The 16,148-nt window shown below is 51.1% G+C and carries 14 protein-coding genes; 9 read left to right on the forward strand and 5 right to left on the reverse strand.

Annotated elements, in window-relative coordinates:
• The first annotated feature begins 112 nt into the window (after positions 1-112).
• Both FRZ59_RS15915 and murI read left to right on the forward strand, forming a co-directional pair.
• Positions 113-1,471 (forward strand): DUF3078 domain-containing protein, encoded by a 1,359-nt coding sequence (locus tag FRZ59_RS15915; protein ID WP_132129882.1) that lies wholly within the window; start codon positions 113-115, stop codon positions 1,469-1,471.
• 17 nt (positions 1,472-1,488) lie between these two features.
• Entirely contained in the window at positions 1,489-2,310 is an 822-nt protein-coding gene (murI, locus tag FRZ59_RS15920) for a glutamate racemase (protein WP_132129881.1), read from the forward strand.
• 77 nt (positions 2,311-2,387) lie between these two features.
• Here murI and FRZ59_RS15925 read toward each other — a convergent pair whose 3' ends face one another.
• Positions 2,388-3,602, reverse strand: coding sequence for a C40 family peptidase (locus FRZ59_RS15925; RefSeq protein ID WP_132129880.1), 1,215 nt, complete (start codon positions 3,600-3,602; stop codon positions 2,388-2,390).
• A 64-nt stretch (positions 3,603-3,666) separates the two neighbouring features.
• Between FRZ59_RS15925 and FRZ59_RS15930 the strand changes: the two genes are divergently transcribed.
• The 7 genes from FRZ59_RS15930 to FRZ59_RS15960 all read left to right on the forward strand — a co-directional run bounded on the left by FRZ59_RS15930 (position 3,667) and on the right by FRZ59_RS15960 (position 10,444).
• A complete protein-coding gene (locus FRZ59_RS15930) occupies positions 3,667-4,995 on the forward strand; it encodes a serine hydrolase (protein ID WP_132129879.1) in 1,329 nt (442 codons plus the stop codon).
• A gap of 41 nt (positions 4,996-5,036) precedes the next feature.
• Positions 5,037-6,107 (forward strand): PA0069 family radical SAM protein, encoded by a 1,071-nt coding sequence (locus FRZ59_RS15935; RefSeq protein ID WP_132129878.1) that lies wholly within the window; start codon positions 5,037-5,039, stop codon positions 6,105-6,107.
• A 121-nt stretch (positions 6,108-6,228) separates the two neighbouring features.
• Entirely contained in the window at positions 6,229-6,726 is a 498-nt protein-coding gene (locus tag FRZ59_RS15940; RefSeq protein ID WP_132129877.1) for an NADH-quinone oxidoreductase subunit C, read from the forward strand.
• Between the two features lie 11 nt (positions 6,727-6,737).
• Entirely contained in the window at positions 6,738-7,910 is a 1,173-nt protein-coding gene (locus FRZ59_RS15945) for an NADH-quinone oxidoreductase subunit D (protein ID WP_132129876.1), read from the forward strand.
• A gap of 286 nt (positions 7,911-8,196) precedes the next feature.
• On the forward strand, positions 8,197-8,727 hold the full coding sequence (locus FRZ59_RS15950) for an RNA polymerase sigma factor (RefSeq protein WP_132129875.1): 531 nt from the start codon (positions 8,197-8,199) through the stop codon (positions 8,725-8,727).
• Complete coding sequence (locus FRZ59_RS15955; protein WP_132129874.1) at positions 8,724-9,662, forward strand: hypothetical protein; 939 nt, start codon at positions 8,724-8,726, stop codon at positions 9,660-9,662. Before FRZ59_RS15950 ends, FRZ59_RS15955 begins: the two co-directional genes overlap by 4 nt.
• A 5-nt stretch (positions 9,663-9,667) precedes the next feature.
• Entirely contained in the window at positions 9,668-10,444 is a 777-nt protein-coding gene (locus tag FRZ59_RS15960) for a hypothetical protein (RefSeq protein ID WP_132129873.1), read from the forward strand.
• A gap of 10 nt (positions 10,445-10,454) precedes the next feature.
• On the opposite strand, the gene FRZ59_RS15965 is transcribed toward FRZ59_RS15960, so the two are convergent.
• The 4 genes from FRZ59_RS15965 to FRZ59_RS15980 all read right to left on the reverse strand — a co-directional run bounded on the left by FRZ59_RS15965 (position 10,455) and on the right by FRZ59_RS15980 (position 16,135).
• Complete coding sequence (locus tag FRZ59_RS15965) at positions 10,455-11,975, reverse strand: dihydrolipoamide acetyltransferase family protein (protein WP_132129872.1); 1,521 nt, start codon at positions 11,973-11,975, stop codon at positions 10,455-10,457.
• 157 nt (positions 11,976-12,132) lie between these two features.
• On the reverse strand, positions 12,133-13,416 hold the full coding sequence (locus FRZ59_RS15970; RefSeq protein WP_132129871.1) for a CinA family nicotinamide mononucleotide deamidase-related protein: 1,284 nt from the start codon (positions 13,414-13,416) through the stop codon (positions 12,133-12,135).
• Entirely contained in the window at positions 13,416-15,515 is a 2,100-nt protein-coding gene (locus FRZ59_RS15975) for a putative LPS assembly protein LptD (protein ID WP_147698371.1), read from the reverse strand. The genes FRZ59_RS15970 and FRZ59_RS15975 overlap by 1 nt, the downstream gene beginning before the upstream one ends.
• Positions 15,413-16,135, reverse strand: a complete 723-nt coding sequence (locus FRZ59_RS15980; protein ID WP_158640655.1) for a hypothetical protein — start codon at positions 16,133-16,135, stop codon at positions 15,413-15,415. The genes FRZ59_RS15975 and FRZ59_RS15980 overlap by 103 nt, the downstream gene beginning before the upstream one ends.
• Between the last annotated feature and the right edge of the window lie 13 nt (positions 16,136-16,148).

The raw sequence follows: 16,148 nt of genomic DNA on the forward strand, positions 1-16,148 counted from the left end.
ATCCGGAGGCTTTTCCTTTATCCGGGATCTTCCGGCACTGTTATTGCCCTCAATGCAACAAATTTTGTATTTTTGGGCCGGAATGGCCCTTTATTGCATAAAAAAATAAGACGTGAAGAAGCTGCTTATATTGTTGTTGTTTTTTAGTTATTCGGTCCAGGGGCAAATTGCGGACAGCCTGCAGGCCGATACCACCGGCGGCCCGGACTCGCTGCGTACTGACAGCCTGATCATAGATGGCGCAGCTGCTGATACCCTGCCTGGCGATAGCCCCGTCATAGATAGCTCCCTCGCGGACAGCCTGGTCACAGACAGCCTGCCTGCCGGCAACCTGCCAGGAGACACGATCCCGGCAGGCCTTGACAGCGCGGGACTGGCTACCGATACCGTTCCGGAGAGGATTGAAGGAGTTACCAACCAGATCCGGAATATGGAAAAGATCATTCTGGTACCGCCCGGAACACCCGTTGAACCTGGATTCATGCGTGCAGATACTGCTTATGGCAAAGTAGAAGACTTGATGCCGCTTCCGTTCGAGGGAGAAACAGAGCTGACTTATGAAGAGGAGTGGCCGGTAACACTTCCCGATTTGACAATGGAAAGAAAAGAACCCGTATGGTTATACCCACAATATTTTTGGCGCAAAGGGATCATTACCGGCTTCAATTTCAGCCAGGCTTCTTTTACGAACTGGGCCGCGGGCGGGGAAAACAACCTGAACCTGATCACTTTTGCCAGCATTTATTTCAGGAAAAGCACGCTCCGGTATGAATGGGAAAACCTGATCGATGCGGCATACGGGGTACAAAGCTTCCAGGGCCTGGACGTGATCCGGAAAAGCGAAGACAAGCTGGAGTTTACTTCAAAGATCGGTCATAAGACCACTGAAACCTTGTTTACTTCTTTCCTCTTTAATTTCAAAACACAGTTTGATATCGGCTATAATTACCACGGGGACAACGAGCGGGACAAGGTTTCCAATTTCCTGGCGCCCGCCTACGTAACCACCTCACTCGGTCTTGACTATAAACCCAGCAAAGCCTTTTCGCTGCTTCTATCACCCATAGCGGGTAAAATAACCCTGGTAATGGACCAGGAGCTGGCCGACCAGGGCCGATTTGGAGTTGACAAAGCCGTACTGGACACCGCGGGCAATGTCATTGAACCGGGGAAAAACAGCCGGAGCCAGTTAGGTATGGGATTAAACGCCAGGCTTTCAAAAGGTTTAGGGAAAAATATCACTTTCAACAGCAAACTGGATATGTTCGGTGATTACGAGAAACCCACGTCCATTGATATTTCCTGGGATAATTCTATTATCTTTAGGGTCAATAATGCGATTAGCGCCAATCTTTCAACTGCGCTGATCTACGATGAGGATATCCTCATTAAAAAAGATGGAGAGGACGTGGGCAAACCACGAATTCAGTTTAAAGAAATTTTTAGTCTTGGCGTAAGGTTCGATATATAATAAATTTTCTGCCTTCTATGAAGCAAGGTCCTATTGGTATATTCGACTCCGGGTACGGTGGCCTTACCGTACTGAAGGAGATCATTTCAGAACTGCCGGAATACGATTATCTCTATCTTGGTGACAATGCACGGGCTCCTTATGGCACCCGTTCTTATGAAACTGTCTATCAGTATACGCTGGAATGCGTTAAGCAGCTCTTTGATATGGGCTGTCAGCTGGTGATCCTCGCCTGTAATACCTCTTCGGCAAAAGCGCTCAGGACCATTCAGCAAAACGACCTGCCGGGAATAGATCCCTCCAGGCGGGTACTGGGAATTATCCGGCCTTCGGCGGAAGTTATCGGCGATTATACCTCTACGGGGCATATTGGCATTCTTGCCACGCCCGGAACAGTCGCTTCCGATTCTTATTTAATGGAAATCCGGAAATTTTTCCCCAGGCTGAAAGTTTTCCAGGAAGCCTGCCCCATGTGGGTTTCCCTGGTTGAAAACAATGAACACTACAACCCGGGAGCCAATTACTTTGTTCAGAAGCACATGGACAACCTGCTGAAAAAATCATCCTATATTGATGTGATCCTGATGGCCTGCACTCATTACCCGCTTCTGATCAATAAGATAAAACAATTCTTACCCGGTGGAGTACGCGTACTGGATCAGGGCAGGATCGTGGCAAAAAGCCTTGCCGATTACCTGAAGCGCCATCCGGAAATGGAAACCCTTTGCAGCAAAAACAGAAGATATCAGTTTTACACTACCAATTCCACGGAAACTTTTGAGCGGCAGGGAAGCGCTTTTTTCGGTCAGCCGGTACATGCCAGGCATTTAGATATTTAATTAAAAACCGTTCCCGGCGATCACAGGGCCCATTCGTGCATGTAATTACAGCGCAAGTTAAAGCATAGGCGCCCCTCTCATTTACCTTTGTATAAAGGATGCATGTTGATCAGGCTAATTCCGTTTTCTTCTCCGCTTCCCAGAATTCTTCTTGCCTTCGTAAGCGTTTTTGCATGCCTTTCACTATAATTCTCAGCGGTATCCAGCAGGCTGCTGCGGTGAACAAACCCGGAAGAATGAATGAATTCGCCGTTTTCGATATATATTCCCACATGCGTAATCCGCGCATTCTCCTCGTTTTGCCGGGCAGGATCATTCGTAAAGAAAATCAGGTCGCCTTTCCGGAGATGCAGCAGGCAACTGGCAATACTCACCGTATCCCCTGCATAAATATCCACCGAAAGGCCGGAAAACACCTGCTGCGAAGCATCCCGGGGCAGGATAATGCCGTTCATGAAATAAGCCGTTTTCGTGAAGCCGCTGCAGTCCATGCCCTTGGCGGAAGTGCCACCCCATAAATAAGGAGCGCCCATCATTTGGCGGGCGATCTCCAGTACGCTTTCTCCGCTTGGGTTCAGGCTGCCTATCCAGTTATCCAGCAATTGTGCTTCCTCCTTTTTGATAAAGGCGGTTCGCCCATCGGGAAAAACAGCGTTGTAAAATGAACCTGTTTCCCCGCCAGCCACCAGGATATCGCCAATCACAAGGTCTGAAACGACCTGTCCGGAGGAAGGATCAAGCAAGGCCTGGCCGAAATCGGCGGTATATATCAGCTTGGGCTGCGACTGCCAGACGGCAAAGCCTGCGCTGTCCATCCGGGTCAGCCCCGATTCCTGCGTCCAGGCGATATAATTTTCAGGAGTTTGTACCAGCAGCCAGCTTCCTTCATCCTTTATTATTTTAAGAGGTGTTCCCAGCAGCACCTGGGTGGCCATTTCAGCGGAATGACCCGGTTCCACCCTTAAATTACAAACAGAGAGCCTCGCCACCCCGAAAACATTCTTCCCTACATCATTACCGGGAAGCACTTGCAGCGAATCCGTCACTTCTATCCCGGCGCTGTCCAGCAAATGAAACAGCTTATCCTTTGCCAGGGGCGAAGTAGTTTCGCCTTTCAGCACCAGCCGCCCTCCCTGTTTTTCCGCCGAAACATTAAAGAGAACCGTTCTTTTATCGGGCGCGTACCGTTCCTTTACGGATGCGGCCATCTTATCTACCTTGCCGGCCTCCCCGGCGTCGCAGGCAGTAAGAAGCATAAAAGCGGCAATGATCACTTTGTCGGTAACCCTCATTGAATTTCAGGAATTAATCAGTTAAATTTAACAAGAGAAAGGGTAAACGCAAATTCTTTACCACATGAAAAAATTTGCCTGCACACTCTTGCTATACCTGGTGTCTTTGGCCGGCACCCTGGGACAGGATAATAAGCCCGGAAACCGGCATGATCTTATTGAGAAGCTCATGCAAAGCCGGCCCGAATGGTTCGGCCACCTTCTTGACAGCGCCGGCTACTATGAGATACAGGTTATTTATACCCAGATTGACCGCGACCGGAAGAACAAACCGCATTTTACTTCTTATACCTACCGGCTGGATAAAGAGCGCTACTTTTATCCGGCCAGCTCCGTAAAACTTCCCCTGGCGGTGCTGGCGCTCGAAAAACTGAATGATCTCCGGATCGACAGTCTCACGAAGGATACCCCCTTACGCATCGGCAGCGGGTTCAGGACGCAGCTGCCGCTGCTTTCAGATCATACCGCCCGGAACGGCCTGCCTACGATTGCTCATTTCATACGGCAGGTACTCCTGGTAAGCGATAACTGGGCGTACAACCGTCTATATGAATTTGTCGGGCAGCGGGAAATCCGGGAACGGCTTGCGCAAAAAGGCTTAAACAATGTTCGCATCCTCCATCGCTTCATTGTCGGAGATAGCCGCGAAACCAGCAGGCACAGTAACCCTTTCACTTTCTACCAGCCTCTCCCGGCAGGCGAAGTGCCGGACGGAACCCATCCTGAAATCGCCCGGGGGGAAAAAGTAATTTACCGGCAGCCCGCGGCTTATAATGAAATGGATTTTTTCAGCGGCCTTCCGGAGGTCACAGCGGGCGCCGGATACGTGGATAACGAAGGCAGGCTGGTAATGGATCCCTTCCGCTTTACGGATAAAAATTTCTTCCCCCTGGAAATGCAGCAGGAATTGCTCAAAAGAATCTTGTTCCCTGAATCCTATCCTCCTTCCCGCCGCTTTCGCCTCCACCCGGATGATTATCTCTTTCTGCGGAAATACCTGTCCATGCTTCCCCGGGAAAGCGGTCCTTTTCCCGATTATTCAGACACCTGCGCCTATTGGGACAGCTATGCAAAATTCCTGATGTACGGAAACCGGAAAACAGCCAGGATCCCAGCGCACATCCGGATTTTTAACAAGATGGGAAATGCTTACGGCTATGTTACCGACAATGCCTATATCGTAGATTTTAAAAATCGCGTGGAATTTCTTCTGACTGCTACCATTGCAACCAATACTGACGGGATCTATAACGACGACCGTTATGATTACATTGGAACCGGTTACCCGTTCATGGAACACCTGGGCAGGCTGATCTATGAATTTGAACTTACCCGCAGCAGGGAGCGCCTTCCCAACCTGGAAGAGTTTAGAATTGATTACGGAATGCGCTGAACCATCACAAGATTTACTAAAATTTTTAGTAAATTTGTATTATGAATGCAGGCGGAGAAGACAACACTTATTTTAAGGGGAGAGGCGCGCAGCTCAACACGAAAAACCCTTACCTGAATACAGAATACGTAGCGGAACACCCGGAGGGAATTGACGAGGCGATGCTGGAAAACAGCGCCACGCAATATATTGAAGAGTCCCCAAAAAAGGTCGTCAATAAGGTGGACAGCCCCGATCTTAACCTGATGTATTCGCTAAATCCCTACCAGGGCTGCGAACATGGATGCATTTACTGCTATGCGCGAAACTCGCATCAATATTGGGGATACAGCGCGGGCCTGGATTTCGAAAGAAAAATTATTGTTAAGAAAAACGCCCCGGCCCTGCTGGAAGCTTGTTTTGAAAAGAAAACCTGGGCCGGGATACCCATTGTCCTTTCCGGAAATACCGATTGTTATCAGCCTGTTGAACGGAAACTGAAGATCACCCGCCGCCTGCTGGAAGTTTTCCTGAAATACCGCAACCCCGTGAGCATCATCACCAAAAACGCCCTGATACTCCGCGACCTGGATCTCCTCAGGGAACTCAACAGCCTTGACCTGGTGCATGTAAGCGTATCATTGACCAGCTTGAATGAAGACCTCCGGCAAGCCCTGGAGCCCCGTACAGTCACAGCAAAAGGAAGATTAAAAGTGATCCAGAATCTTAGTGCGGAAGGCATCCCTGTGCGGGTAATGACCGCTCCCATTATTCCCGGGCTTAATAGCGAAGAGATCCCGGCGCTTATTAAAGCGGCCGCAGAAGCGGGAGCCAGCGCGGCGGGTTATACCCTTGTCAGGCTGAACGGCGCTATTTCCCAGCTATTCGAAGACTGGGTACATAAAAGCTTCCCGGACCGTGCCCAAAAAGTGCTGCACCTGATCAGCGAATGCCACCAGGGAAAACTGAATGACAGCCGTTTCGGCACGCGCATGCGGGGCGACGGCAATATCGCGGACATGATCAGCAAATTATTCCATACTTCGGTAAACAGGTATCTCAAAGGCCGGGAAATGCGGCCGCTGAACAGCCATGCATTTAAGCGGCCCTCCGATCAGTTAAGCCTTTTTTAGACCGCTGCCATTAACAGAGGGCCCGTATGGTAATTCCCGCGGATATCGCAATGCGGATGTCGCAATTAATAATTTCAGTTCAATCGCCTTCCGGAGTAAATTTCTTATTTTTGAGCCTGCAATGTTTGAAAAGATCAAATCCATCATCGGGGAAAAATTCGGCGAAGAGGTTATCCAGGCTGAAGAACCGGAAGCTCTTCAGCCTGCACTTACGGTAGAAGCCGCCCGCATTGCGGACATATGCCTTGAACTGCGGGACAATCCCGGCGCCTATTTTGATTTTCTTTCCTGTCTTTCAGGAGTTGACTACGGGCCGGAGAGCGGCGAATTTGGAGTGGTTTATCATCTCGCGTCTATTCCCTATAAAACTTCGTTCGTTCTAAAAGTGCGGGTAAAAGGCGGCCGGAATACAGAGGAGCTTCCCGCAGTACCCAGCGTTTCATCCGTTTGGCGCACCGCCGACTGGCATGAACGGGAAGCCTTTGATCTGGTAGGGATCAGCTTTACTGGTCATCCCGACCTGAGGAGGATCCTCCTGCCGGACGACTGGGAGGGCTATCCCCTGCGCAAGGATTACAAAACGGCGGAAACCTATAAAGGCATTAAAATTGACTATTAAAGGAGAAGGCCATGACAACCCGTTACGAAACGCTCAAGAACAGCCTTCAGACAGAGGAAATGGTGATCAATATGGGTCCTCAGCACCCTTCCACTCATGGTGTGCTGCGTCTTGAACTCATCACCAACGGGGAAGTCGTCAACGAATGCATCCCTCATATCGGCTACCTGCATCGCTGCTTTGAAAAGCATGCCGAAGCGCTTAGCTATCCCCAGATCATTCCCTTTACCGACCGGATGGACTACCTGGCGTCTATGAACAACAACCATATTTTTGCAATGGGTGTTGAAAGGATGATGGGCATTGAGGAAAATATCCCGAAGCGAATTGAATATATCCGGGTACTGGTAGCAGAGATGAACCGGATTGCCTCGCACCTGATCGCCGTGGGGACTTACGGAATCGATATAGGCGCTTTCACCCCCTTTCTCTGGTGCTTCCGGGACCGGGAACACATTATGGGCCTGCTGGAATGGGCTTCCGGCGCACGCATGCTTTACAATTACATATGGGTAGGCGGCTTATTTTATGATCTGCCGGTAGGGTTCGAGGAACGCTGCATCGAATTTGTCGAATATTTCAAGCCCAAACTGAAAGAACTCGACATCCTGCTCACGGACAACCAGATATTCATTAACCGCACCGCCGGTATCGGCGTCCTTCCCCTGGATGTTGCTATCAGTTACGGTTGTTCAGGCCCTATGCTTCGCGGCTCCGGCCTCAAATGGGACCTCCGCCGGGTTGATAATTATTCGGTCTATCCCGAGATAGAATTTGAAATACCCTATGGCAGCGGAGAAATGGGAACTACCGGCGACTGCTGGGACCGCTTCAAGGTGCGCATAGACGAAATCAAGGAATCTGTGCTAATTATGGAACAATGCCTTGCCCGGCTTACAAAAGAACTTAAACGCAGCCCCGATTTTGACCCACGAGCCCTGGTTCCCAAAAAGTGCTTTCCAAAACATAAGGAATATTATATGCGGGGCGAAAGCCCCAAGGGAGAATTGGGCTTTTATTTCATTGCTCAGGAACGCAGCGAAATCCCCTTTCGCTGTAAAGCCCGCGGCCCCTCTTTCAATAACCTTTCCGTCATTTCCGAAATTACCCGAGGCGCCATGATCGCCGACGTCGTAGCCATTCTCGGCTCTATTGACATTGTGCTTGGGGAAGTTGACCGGTAATTCCTCGTTTTTAGTTTTTAGTTTATAGTTTTTAGTTTTTAGTTTCCAGTAGCTTGGGTTCTGGGTTGGCAGTTCTTGTTTATAGTTTATAGCTTTCAGGGGCTTGGTTTCAGGGTCTTCGTTCCTGGGTCGCAGTTCTCGTTTTTAGATTTTAGTTTCTGGGGACTGGGGGCTTCTTCCCGTTCCCGGCGCGGGAAAAGCAGGAAACTTTCCTGGGGTTCCAACCAACGCCTTTTATTTGCACTCTTTATTGCAGCTATTCAAAAAGAAATCATGATCGAGTGGAATGAAGGAAATTATACCGGAGAAGGTACTGGTTGAAAAGTGCCGGCAAAACAACAGTAATGCGCAGCGGGAGCTGTTCAACCGGTACAAAAATGCAATGTACACGCTTGCCTTCCGCATGCTCAATAACGAGGATGAGGCGCATGATGCCCTCCAGGAGGCCTTTATTTCGGTGTTCGTGAACATACGGAAATTCAGGGGGGAAAGCTCCCTGGGCGCGTGGATCAAAACTATCCAGATCCGGGCCGCGCTCCGCATCATTCAAAAAAGAATGCAGTTTGAAACCCTGGACGAGCAGTGGGAAGACAAGGGGCAATCCTTAAACGGCTGGATGGACGGTGAAATGCTGGATAAGAGCATCCGTTCCCTTCCCGCAGGCTGCCGAAGTGTCTTTGTCCTGGTGGAAATAGAAGGTTACCCGCACAGAGAAGCCGCAGCTTTACTGAACATCAGCGAGGGCACCTCCAAGTCACAACTTTCCTACGCAAAAAAATTACTGAGGGAAAAGCTAAACGAAACATTAAAGGTATGACAAAGTGGAAAGATCAGTTACCGGAATATGAGCCCCGGAAAGATAGCTGGGATAACCTGGAAAGCAGCCTGGATTTCGAACAGCAACTCGGTCGTTCGCTGGCTGACCTTCCCCGGTATCAACCCCGGGAAGAAAGCTGGAACCGCATCGAGCGTGGTTTAGCACATAGGCGGCGACCTGTCATCCGCTATTTAACCGCTGCGGCAGCCGCCGCCATATTATTACTTGCCGGAATATTCTTGCTGCCGGAAAAAGACCGCCGGAAGGACAAACCCGGGAAGCAGATCGTACAGCAGCCCTTCACTCCGTCCTCTCCTGCAGGTAATGTTACGGCCCAACCGAAGGAGGGCGCTGCCGAAGAAACCGCAGGCAGCAACCCGCCCGAACATGAATGGAAGCCGAAAATGCCGCCGAAGTTCGAACCCGACAGCAGCACACCAGCGCCCCCAGGCAGCAACTCGCCCGAACATGAATGGAAGCCGGAAACCGGCAACACAAAACTGGCAACAAGCAGCACACCAGCGCCCGCATCCGGAGATGCTCCAATATCCACCGGGAAGCTGGCAGCCAGAAACTCAAGGGAGCCGGCAACCGGCAGCGCGCGGGAGAGCGAAACTATTCTAAGCTCTGATGAAAAGACCGCCGAAGCAGCAGAAACACCTGAGCTGCTTGCCGGCTCCGGCATTCAGGGGGAAGTTTCCGTTTTACGGAATGCCAGCGAGGATCCCTCCGGGTTTCCGCCCATCGCTGCTGATGCAGGATCCAAAGAACAGGCACCCGCCAAAGGCCACCACAGGGTCATTCGCATACAATGGAAGAAGCAGAAAACCCAGGTAAGCCTTGCCAGCCTTCCGGGAAATTCCCGCCGCCCGCATGAATATTCAGCGGAACAGAAGCAACACAACGGAACCACTCTTATCAAAATAGAACTTTAATACGCATGAAATACAGGATTTTTATTTTTATTGCCGCCATCGGCACGGCGGCTTTTGGCCTGGCAGCTTCCGCCCAGGAAATCATCCCCCAGGAATTCCCCAAAAAATATTCCCCCTGGATGCAGGAAAGAGTTGATGAGCATGAGGTAACAGATACACTCTCCTATGAATTGCCCAACGACGGCATCATTACCATCCTTTATAATTCAGCAGAATATTCCGAAAAGGAAATCGACGATAAATTACGTAAACCCGCTTCCGAAGCTATTGGATTTCCGGCCGGCAAACAGCTGGTCTATCATTTAGTGGAACGCTATCCCGAAACGGATCTCCAGCATCTCTTTATGTTGCTGAGTACTAAATATGCGGGTAAAATGAAAGGGCACATGCTCATGCTGGGATTGCCGGCAGGCATAGATTACATCGGCGGGCATTTTACCCCCGAAATTGGCCTTCGTGTGGACTTCCATATTCCAAAATACAATCTCGGGGTATCCCTTAATGATGTAGTTTATTTTGAAGACAAAGAAACCGGCGGAGTGAAAGCCGAACATAATCCCTTTATCAACCTCGATTTCGCCTATAGCGGCCGCAAATTATTTCCGGACAATTATTTCCAGATCGGCTACCTGCTAAAGAAAAACAGTACGCTATTTGAAGGCACCACCTTAAAGGCGGTTTATAAATACCAGCTTAAAAAGATCGTATATCTCCAGGCAGGGGCCATTTCCACCGATAATTTCAAGCAGGTCTATCCTATATTCGGAATAACGATCTTCTAACAGTTGAACCTCATATTTTCCGGTCAGGATCAAATGCTTCCAGGTAATCAGCAATGCGGCGCAGGAAGCTCCCGCCCAGGACACCGTCTATGACACGGTGGTCATAGGACAACGACAGGAACATCATCTGGCGGATGGCTATCACATCTCCTTCCGGGGTTTCAAGCACGGCCGGTTTCTTGCGGATCGCCCCTAAGGCCAGGATGGCAGCCTGGGGCTGGTTAATAATGGGCGTTCCCATCACGTTGCCGAAAGTCCCTACGTTGGTTACCGTGAAGGTCCCTTCCCGTACTTCGTCGGGTTGCAGGTTATTCTCCCTCGCGCGGGAAGAAAGATCGTTCACCGCTTTGGTAAGGCCTACCAGGCTCATTTGATCGGCATTGCGGATCACCGGTACGATCAGGTTTCCGGAAGGAAGCGCGGTGGCCATACCTATATTTATCTGCTTCCGTTTAATGATCTGCGTACCCTTAACCGAAACGTTGATCATGGGAAAGTCCCGGATCGCCTTGGTAACCGCTTCAATAAATATCGGCGTGTAGGTGATCTTTTCGCCTTCCTGTTTTTCAAAAGCGCCCTTTATCTTCTCCCGCCAGCGGACCAGGTTGGTAACATCCGCTTCCACGAAAGAACTTACATGCGGCGAAACCTGCTTGCTCATTACCATGTGGTCGGCGATCAGGCGGCGCATGCGGTCCATTTCAATGATCTCGTCGCCGGGAGAAACGTTTACCGGAGGAGGCGTAATGCCGCTACGGCGATCAGCCTGTCCCGAAGCGGAAATACCGCCTTGCTTTTTTTGCTCCAGGTAAGCCAGGACGTCACTTTTTGTGAGTCGCCCGTCCGCACCGCTGCCTGGAATATTTTCCAGTTCTTCCGTCCCGATACCCTCGTTTTCAGCAATGCTTCTGACCAGGGGAGAATAAAAACGGCCGCTTTCACTACGGGGAGGCACGCCCGATGAAAATGGAGCGGTTTCCAGCAGCTCTATTCCGGGAATTGCGCGCTCATTTGCGTGTTCCGGCTCGTCACCGGATACATACGGGCCGCCTGGTCGTTCCGAAGTTTCCCCGGAAAGCGCTTCCCCTTTAGCCGGACCGTCAGCTTCAGCGCCTGGCTCCCGTATTTCGCTTTGCCGCACGGTTTCGCCTTGCTGCCCGCTTTTAGTTTCCTGCCCTGTTTCCGTTCCCTCCCCGGCCCGGCTTTGCTGCCCGGCTTCGCCTTCCTGCCCTGTTTCATCCGGCGTCCCGCCTTCGTCCACGTCCACGCTTTCCCCGGCTTCCAGGCTTTCTTCCGTGTCCAGGACAGCGATCACTTCGCCTACCTGTACTACGTCATTTTCTTTAAAACGCTGCTCCAGCAATTTGCCCGCAACCGGCGTTGGAACTTCCGAATCCACTTTATCAGTAGCGATCTCTAAAACCGCTTCGTCAGCTTCAATCATTTCCCCCACTTCTTTCACCCACCGGATAACAGTAGCTTCCGCCACGCTTTCGCCCATTTTAGGCATCAACAGTTCGTATCGTGCCATATTTTAATGTGTTTACTTCATACTTGATTTGTCCCACAAAGCTATGCATTTGCCTCAAAGTTCAAAGCCGAACGCCGGGTACAGCCGGTTCGGTTCAACGAAGCCCCGGGGCCGGCCGGCTTTTTCGGCCGGAAGACCGCCCTCGCTTCCCTCCCTTCTATTCCACGAAATGAAATAACATGCCAAGCGCGGCAATCGCCGTACGTTCAATAAGCTGGGGGCGCCTGCCGGAAAAACTGAATTTCTCCGCCTGCACATGCTCCTTGTCTGCGACAGCGATCCATACTGTACCTACCGGTTTATCCGCCGAGCCGCCGCCGGGCCCCATAATGCCCGAACAGGCAATCGCATAGTCAACCCCAAGCCTTTCAATAGCGCCGGCGGCCATTTCGCTCACCGTTTCGCGGCTCACAGCGCCGAAATGCGTCAGGGTAATATCATTCACGCCAAGCAGCGATGATTTTATTTTATTGGAATAGGCCACCACACTGCCCGAAAATACGTCCGATGCCCCTGGAATGGCCGTAATCAGGTGGGCAATGTACCCGCCGGTGCAGCTTTCAGCAGTTGCCAGGGTACGGCCGCGTTCCCTGAGGCGGTTTAAAATAATCTCAGGCACCGGGGTATCTTCAGTCGCGATGACGTATTTCTCCGCCAGTTCCATGATCCGGGAAGCATGAATATCCAATTCCTTTTCCAGCTGAAGCGCAGAGACAATCCCTTCCGCAGGCTTATTTCCGGAGGCGGTCAACTCCTTTCCGTAGGCGCTTAGCCGGAGCCGGACCATTCCCGGCCGGGGCAGGTACGCAAGATGAATATAGGGAGGCAGGAAGTTTTCCGCAGGCGCAACCAGTTCAGCCAGGAAAGATTCCCCGATTCCTGTAGTCACCAGCGTTTTATGAAGCACCGGCTCAAGCCTGTCCCGGAAATATTCCTTCAGCATGGGAATGACCTGTTCGCCGGCCAGTCCCATCATTTCAAAAGGCACTCCCGGAAGCGATATATATACCCTGCCCTCTTTTTCAAACCACATTCCGGGCGCCGTTCCCTGGCTGTTCAATAAAACCCTGCAGTTGTCCGGCACTTCGGCCTGCCGCATATTGCTGTCAAGCAGGGGGCGGTTCGACCGGGAGAAAATAGTTTTCACGTTTTCCAGAACCTTTTCATGAAGCACCAGTTTTCCGCCGAAATACCCGCAAAGGGTTTGCTTGGTCCTGTCGTCTTTGGTGGGGCCCAGCCCTCCGGTCATGATAATGATGTCCGCCCGGCGGGAGGCTTCCTCCAGCGCATTTTCCAGGACCGCCGGATCATCGCCGATAGAAGTGATTTGCCCTACGGTTATGCCCACCTCGTTCAGCCGGCCAGCCAGCCAGGCCGAATTGCTGTCAATGACCTGCCCGATGAGAATTTCATCCCCGATGGTTATAATTTCTGCAAGCATTAATAATTGTAATAGTTCCGGCGTTTTGTCAGTTTGAGATCCTGCAGCACTGCCGCGTTCACCCGGAGGTCCATGCTGTAGCTCCTGTATGACCCGAATGGGATCCAGTTGAATGAAAGCGCCCAGCAATGAAGATCGCGGAAAATGGAAAAGCTGGTTGAACCTACTTCGCCTCTTTCAAAATCATAACTGGTCTGGAAACCGATCTTCCATTTGGGAGTAAGGCTGAAATCGCCGTTCATATCAAGCGCCTGGGTAGTTCGCTTAACCGGCCCGGCCGCCCTGGACGAATAAGTACCCGGATTGGAATAGTTAAAGCTATAGCCAAAACTCAGGCTCCATAAAAGGTTAAAATCCACGAACGCCTCCGGATTGGGATCAACCAGGTACAGCTGTTCCTGCATCGACGGGTCCAGCCCCCCTACCGGGTTAACGGGCTGACCGGTGGTATTCCCTTCCCCCCGGGAGTTCAGGCTTCCCCGGACAGAAAAACTGAAACGGGTAAGGCGGGCGAGTTTATTGCTGTGTTTCAAGAGGTAAACCGGTTCGCGCCGGCCGTCAATCACGGCATAAGGGTCAAAAGAACCGTTAAAGCTCATGCTTATCTTTTCAAACAGCGTAGTCGACCCGGAAAAATTAATATTCGACAGGGGGAATAGTTCATCGGCAAAATTATAGCCTCCGTTGATACTCAGCCTGTCCAGCAGCTTTACCTTTTTCTCGCCATCCTCTTCACCATCCGTTGTATCGTTCTCGGCCCTAACCTTCATTTCAATGATATTATCGATCGAAAAGTTAAGGGATTTGGAAACACCAGCTGAAGGGCCGCCGTAAAGCGTGCCTTCAAAAATGGAATAACGGGTGCGCTCCCCTTCAGCGTTGACGTAATACTGGTAATACCCGAATTTCTCAGCGCCGAAATCAGGCCGGTAACTGAACCCGATACTTGGTGTGATCACGTGGCGGATAGCCTTTATCTTACCCTTTCTAAAATTCAGCTCCCCGAATATCCGGGTGTTCATTCCCAGCGAAAGGCTATAATCCCTGGATGCCTGGAAGCCTTTCACTGTATCGGTAATTACCCGGTCCACACCCGGGTCATAGTATTTCCGGAAGGATTTAAAAGACCAGCGTTCATTATAATTGAAGCTGGGAGAGACAAAGAAGTAATTGAATAAGTTGAAGGATGTGCTGACAGGAATGCTGTGGCGGATACCTGTCTGCAATCTATCCAGGGTCTGCGGAGAGAACAGGATGGAATCGCCGGTAGATACCCGGTTATCGGCTTGCAGGGAATAGCTCATACCAATCCGGTGGTACCATTTCTGGGCCCCCACCCTGTTCTTTGAGTCAAATGGCGTTATCCGCGAAACATTAAAGGACAGCGTGGGCAAACCAATGCTCACCTGGCCGGTGGATACGTCCTGGCTATGATTGGCCGACGCAGAGAGGCTGAAAGGGCTGTTAAGCCAGGTCTTGGAATAATTAATACCCGAAGCCAGGGTATTACGCGCCTTATCCTGGAGGTTAAAATCTGTGGTATTCTGGTAATACTTGCTGGAACCGGCGTTCACGTTTGCGCTGAAATTTGTCCCCGTGCCCCTGTTGGACTGGCTGTGGCTCCAGCGGATATTAAACTGCTTTCCAAGGCTGTATCCCCCGGTAGCATCGTTAGGAAACTTCCGCCTGAGATAATCAAAGCTAAAATTTCCGTTGAACCGGTACCGCCAGGAATACCTTGAGGAAGCCCGGACGCCGTAACTGCCAAGGGAGTACATTTCGCCCAGCACCGACAGGTCAAAATGATCGCTCAGGCCCAGGTAATAACCGAAGTTTTCGGCCGAAAACCCCAGGGAAGCGTCTTCCCGGATGCTTGGAAAAATTATCCCGGAAGCACGTTTCTGGGTTTTCGGGAAAAAGCCGAAGGGTACGCCCAGGGGAAGCGGAATGCCTTCTATGAATAAATTAGCCGGCCCGGTAATTATCTGATTTTCTTTTACTTTCGTTTTATAAAGGCGGATACCGAAGTGCGGATGAGCAGGGTTGGTACAGGTCGTGTAAATCCCGTCCTGGATATAAGCCACCCTGTGTTCATCCACTTTACTCTTACCCCCCGGATATAGCCCTCCCCTTCTGCAGTAAGGCTGTTCCAGGCAAATGCACGGCGCGTTTCAAAATTGTATTTCAGGCTGTCGGCAGTGATCTCCTGCCCGCCCTGCACCATTTTCGGCCGCCCGTAATAGCGGCCCAGGCTGTCTTTCAAGCCGGTGGCGAATATTTCCTTTTTTACGTTATTGATCCGGATATATTCGGCATTCAGCGTAATATCCAGGTATTCTATGTAGGCATTCCCCCTCAGCACCGTATATTTGTCGTTCAGGTAATAGGTGATTGACTTCTCTGCCTTGGAAAGGATCTGCGCCTCCAGGCCGCCTTTGGTGGTATCTGCAGGGGCGCCGGAAGTGTCGGCAGCATTTTCCAGCCCGCCGGCTATAGGTACAATTCCTAGTGAATCCTGCGTTAAACTAATGGAGTCAGCGCTGAGTACCGCGGTACCGGGAAGACTGTCCGCAGACACGGGTGTCAGCAGCGGAATACTATCAGCGCCCGGCGCGCCTTTGGGAAGCGTATCGGCCGGAGGCCCGTCCTGCAGGGCAGAATATGGCCGAAGGCCGGAAGCAGCATACATTTCCCCCGCCAGGAAGCACACGGTTATCAACAGAAGTGGAAAA

Origin of the sequence: Anseongella ginsenosidimutans, from assembly GCF_008033235.1 — a bacterium.
Lineage (GTDB): Bacteria > Bacteroidota > Bacteroidia > Sphingobacteriales > Sphingobacteriaceae > Anseongella > Anseongella ginsenosidimutans.

Bases quoted from the DNA above. Each gene is read 5' to 3' on its own strand.
- murI (WP_132129881.1), top strand. From the start codon at position 1,489: ATGAAGCAAGGTCCTATTGGTATATTCGACTCCGGGTACGGTGGCCTT.
- FRZ59_RS15925 (WP_132129880.1), bottom strand. From the start codon at position 3,602: ATGAGGGTTACCGACAAAGTGATCATTGCCGCTTTTATGCTTCTTACT.
- FRZ59_RS15930 (WP_132129879.1), top strand. From the start codon at position 3,667: ATGAAAAAATTTGCCTGCACACTCTTGCTATACCTGGTGTCTTTGGCC.
- FRZ59_RS15935 (WP_132129878.1), top strand. From the start codon at position 5,037: ATGAATGCAGGCGGAGAAGACAACACTTATTTTAAGGGGAGAGGCGCG.
- FRZ59_RS15940 (WP_132129877.1), top strand. From the start codon at position 6,229: ATGTTTGAAAAGATCAAATCCATCATCGGGGAAAAATTCGGCGAAGAG.
- FRZ59_RS15945 (WP_132129876.1), top strand. From the start codon at position 6,738: ATGACAACCCGTTACGAAACGCTCAAGAACAGCCTTCAGACAGAGGAA.
- FRZ59_RS15950 (WP_132129875.1), top strand. From the start codon at position 8,197: ATGAAGGAAATTATACCGGAGAAGGTACTGGTTGAAAAGTGCCGGCAA.
- FRZ59_RS15955 (WP_132129874.1), top strand. From the start codon at position 8,724: ATGACAAAGTGGAAAGATCAGTTACCGGAATATGAGCCCCGGAAAGAT.
- FRZ59_RS15960 (WP_132129873.1), top strand. From the start codon at position 9,668: ATGAAATACAGGATTTTTATTTTTATTGCCGCCATCGGCACGGCGGCT.
- FRZ59_RS15965 (WP_132129872.1), bottom strand. From the start codon at position 11,975: ATGGCACGATACGAACTGTTGATGCCTAAAATGGGCGAAAGCGTGGCG.
- FRZ59_RS15970 (WP_132129871.1), bottom strand. From the start codon at position 13,416: ATGCTTGCAGAAATTATAACCATCGGGGATGAAATTCTCATCGGGCAG.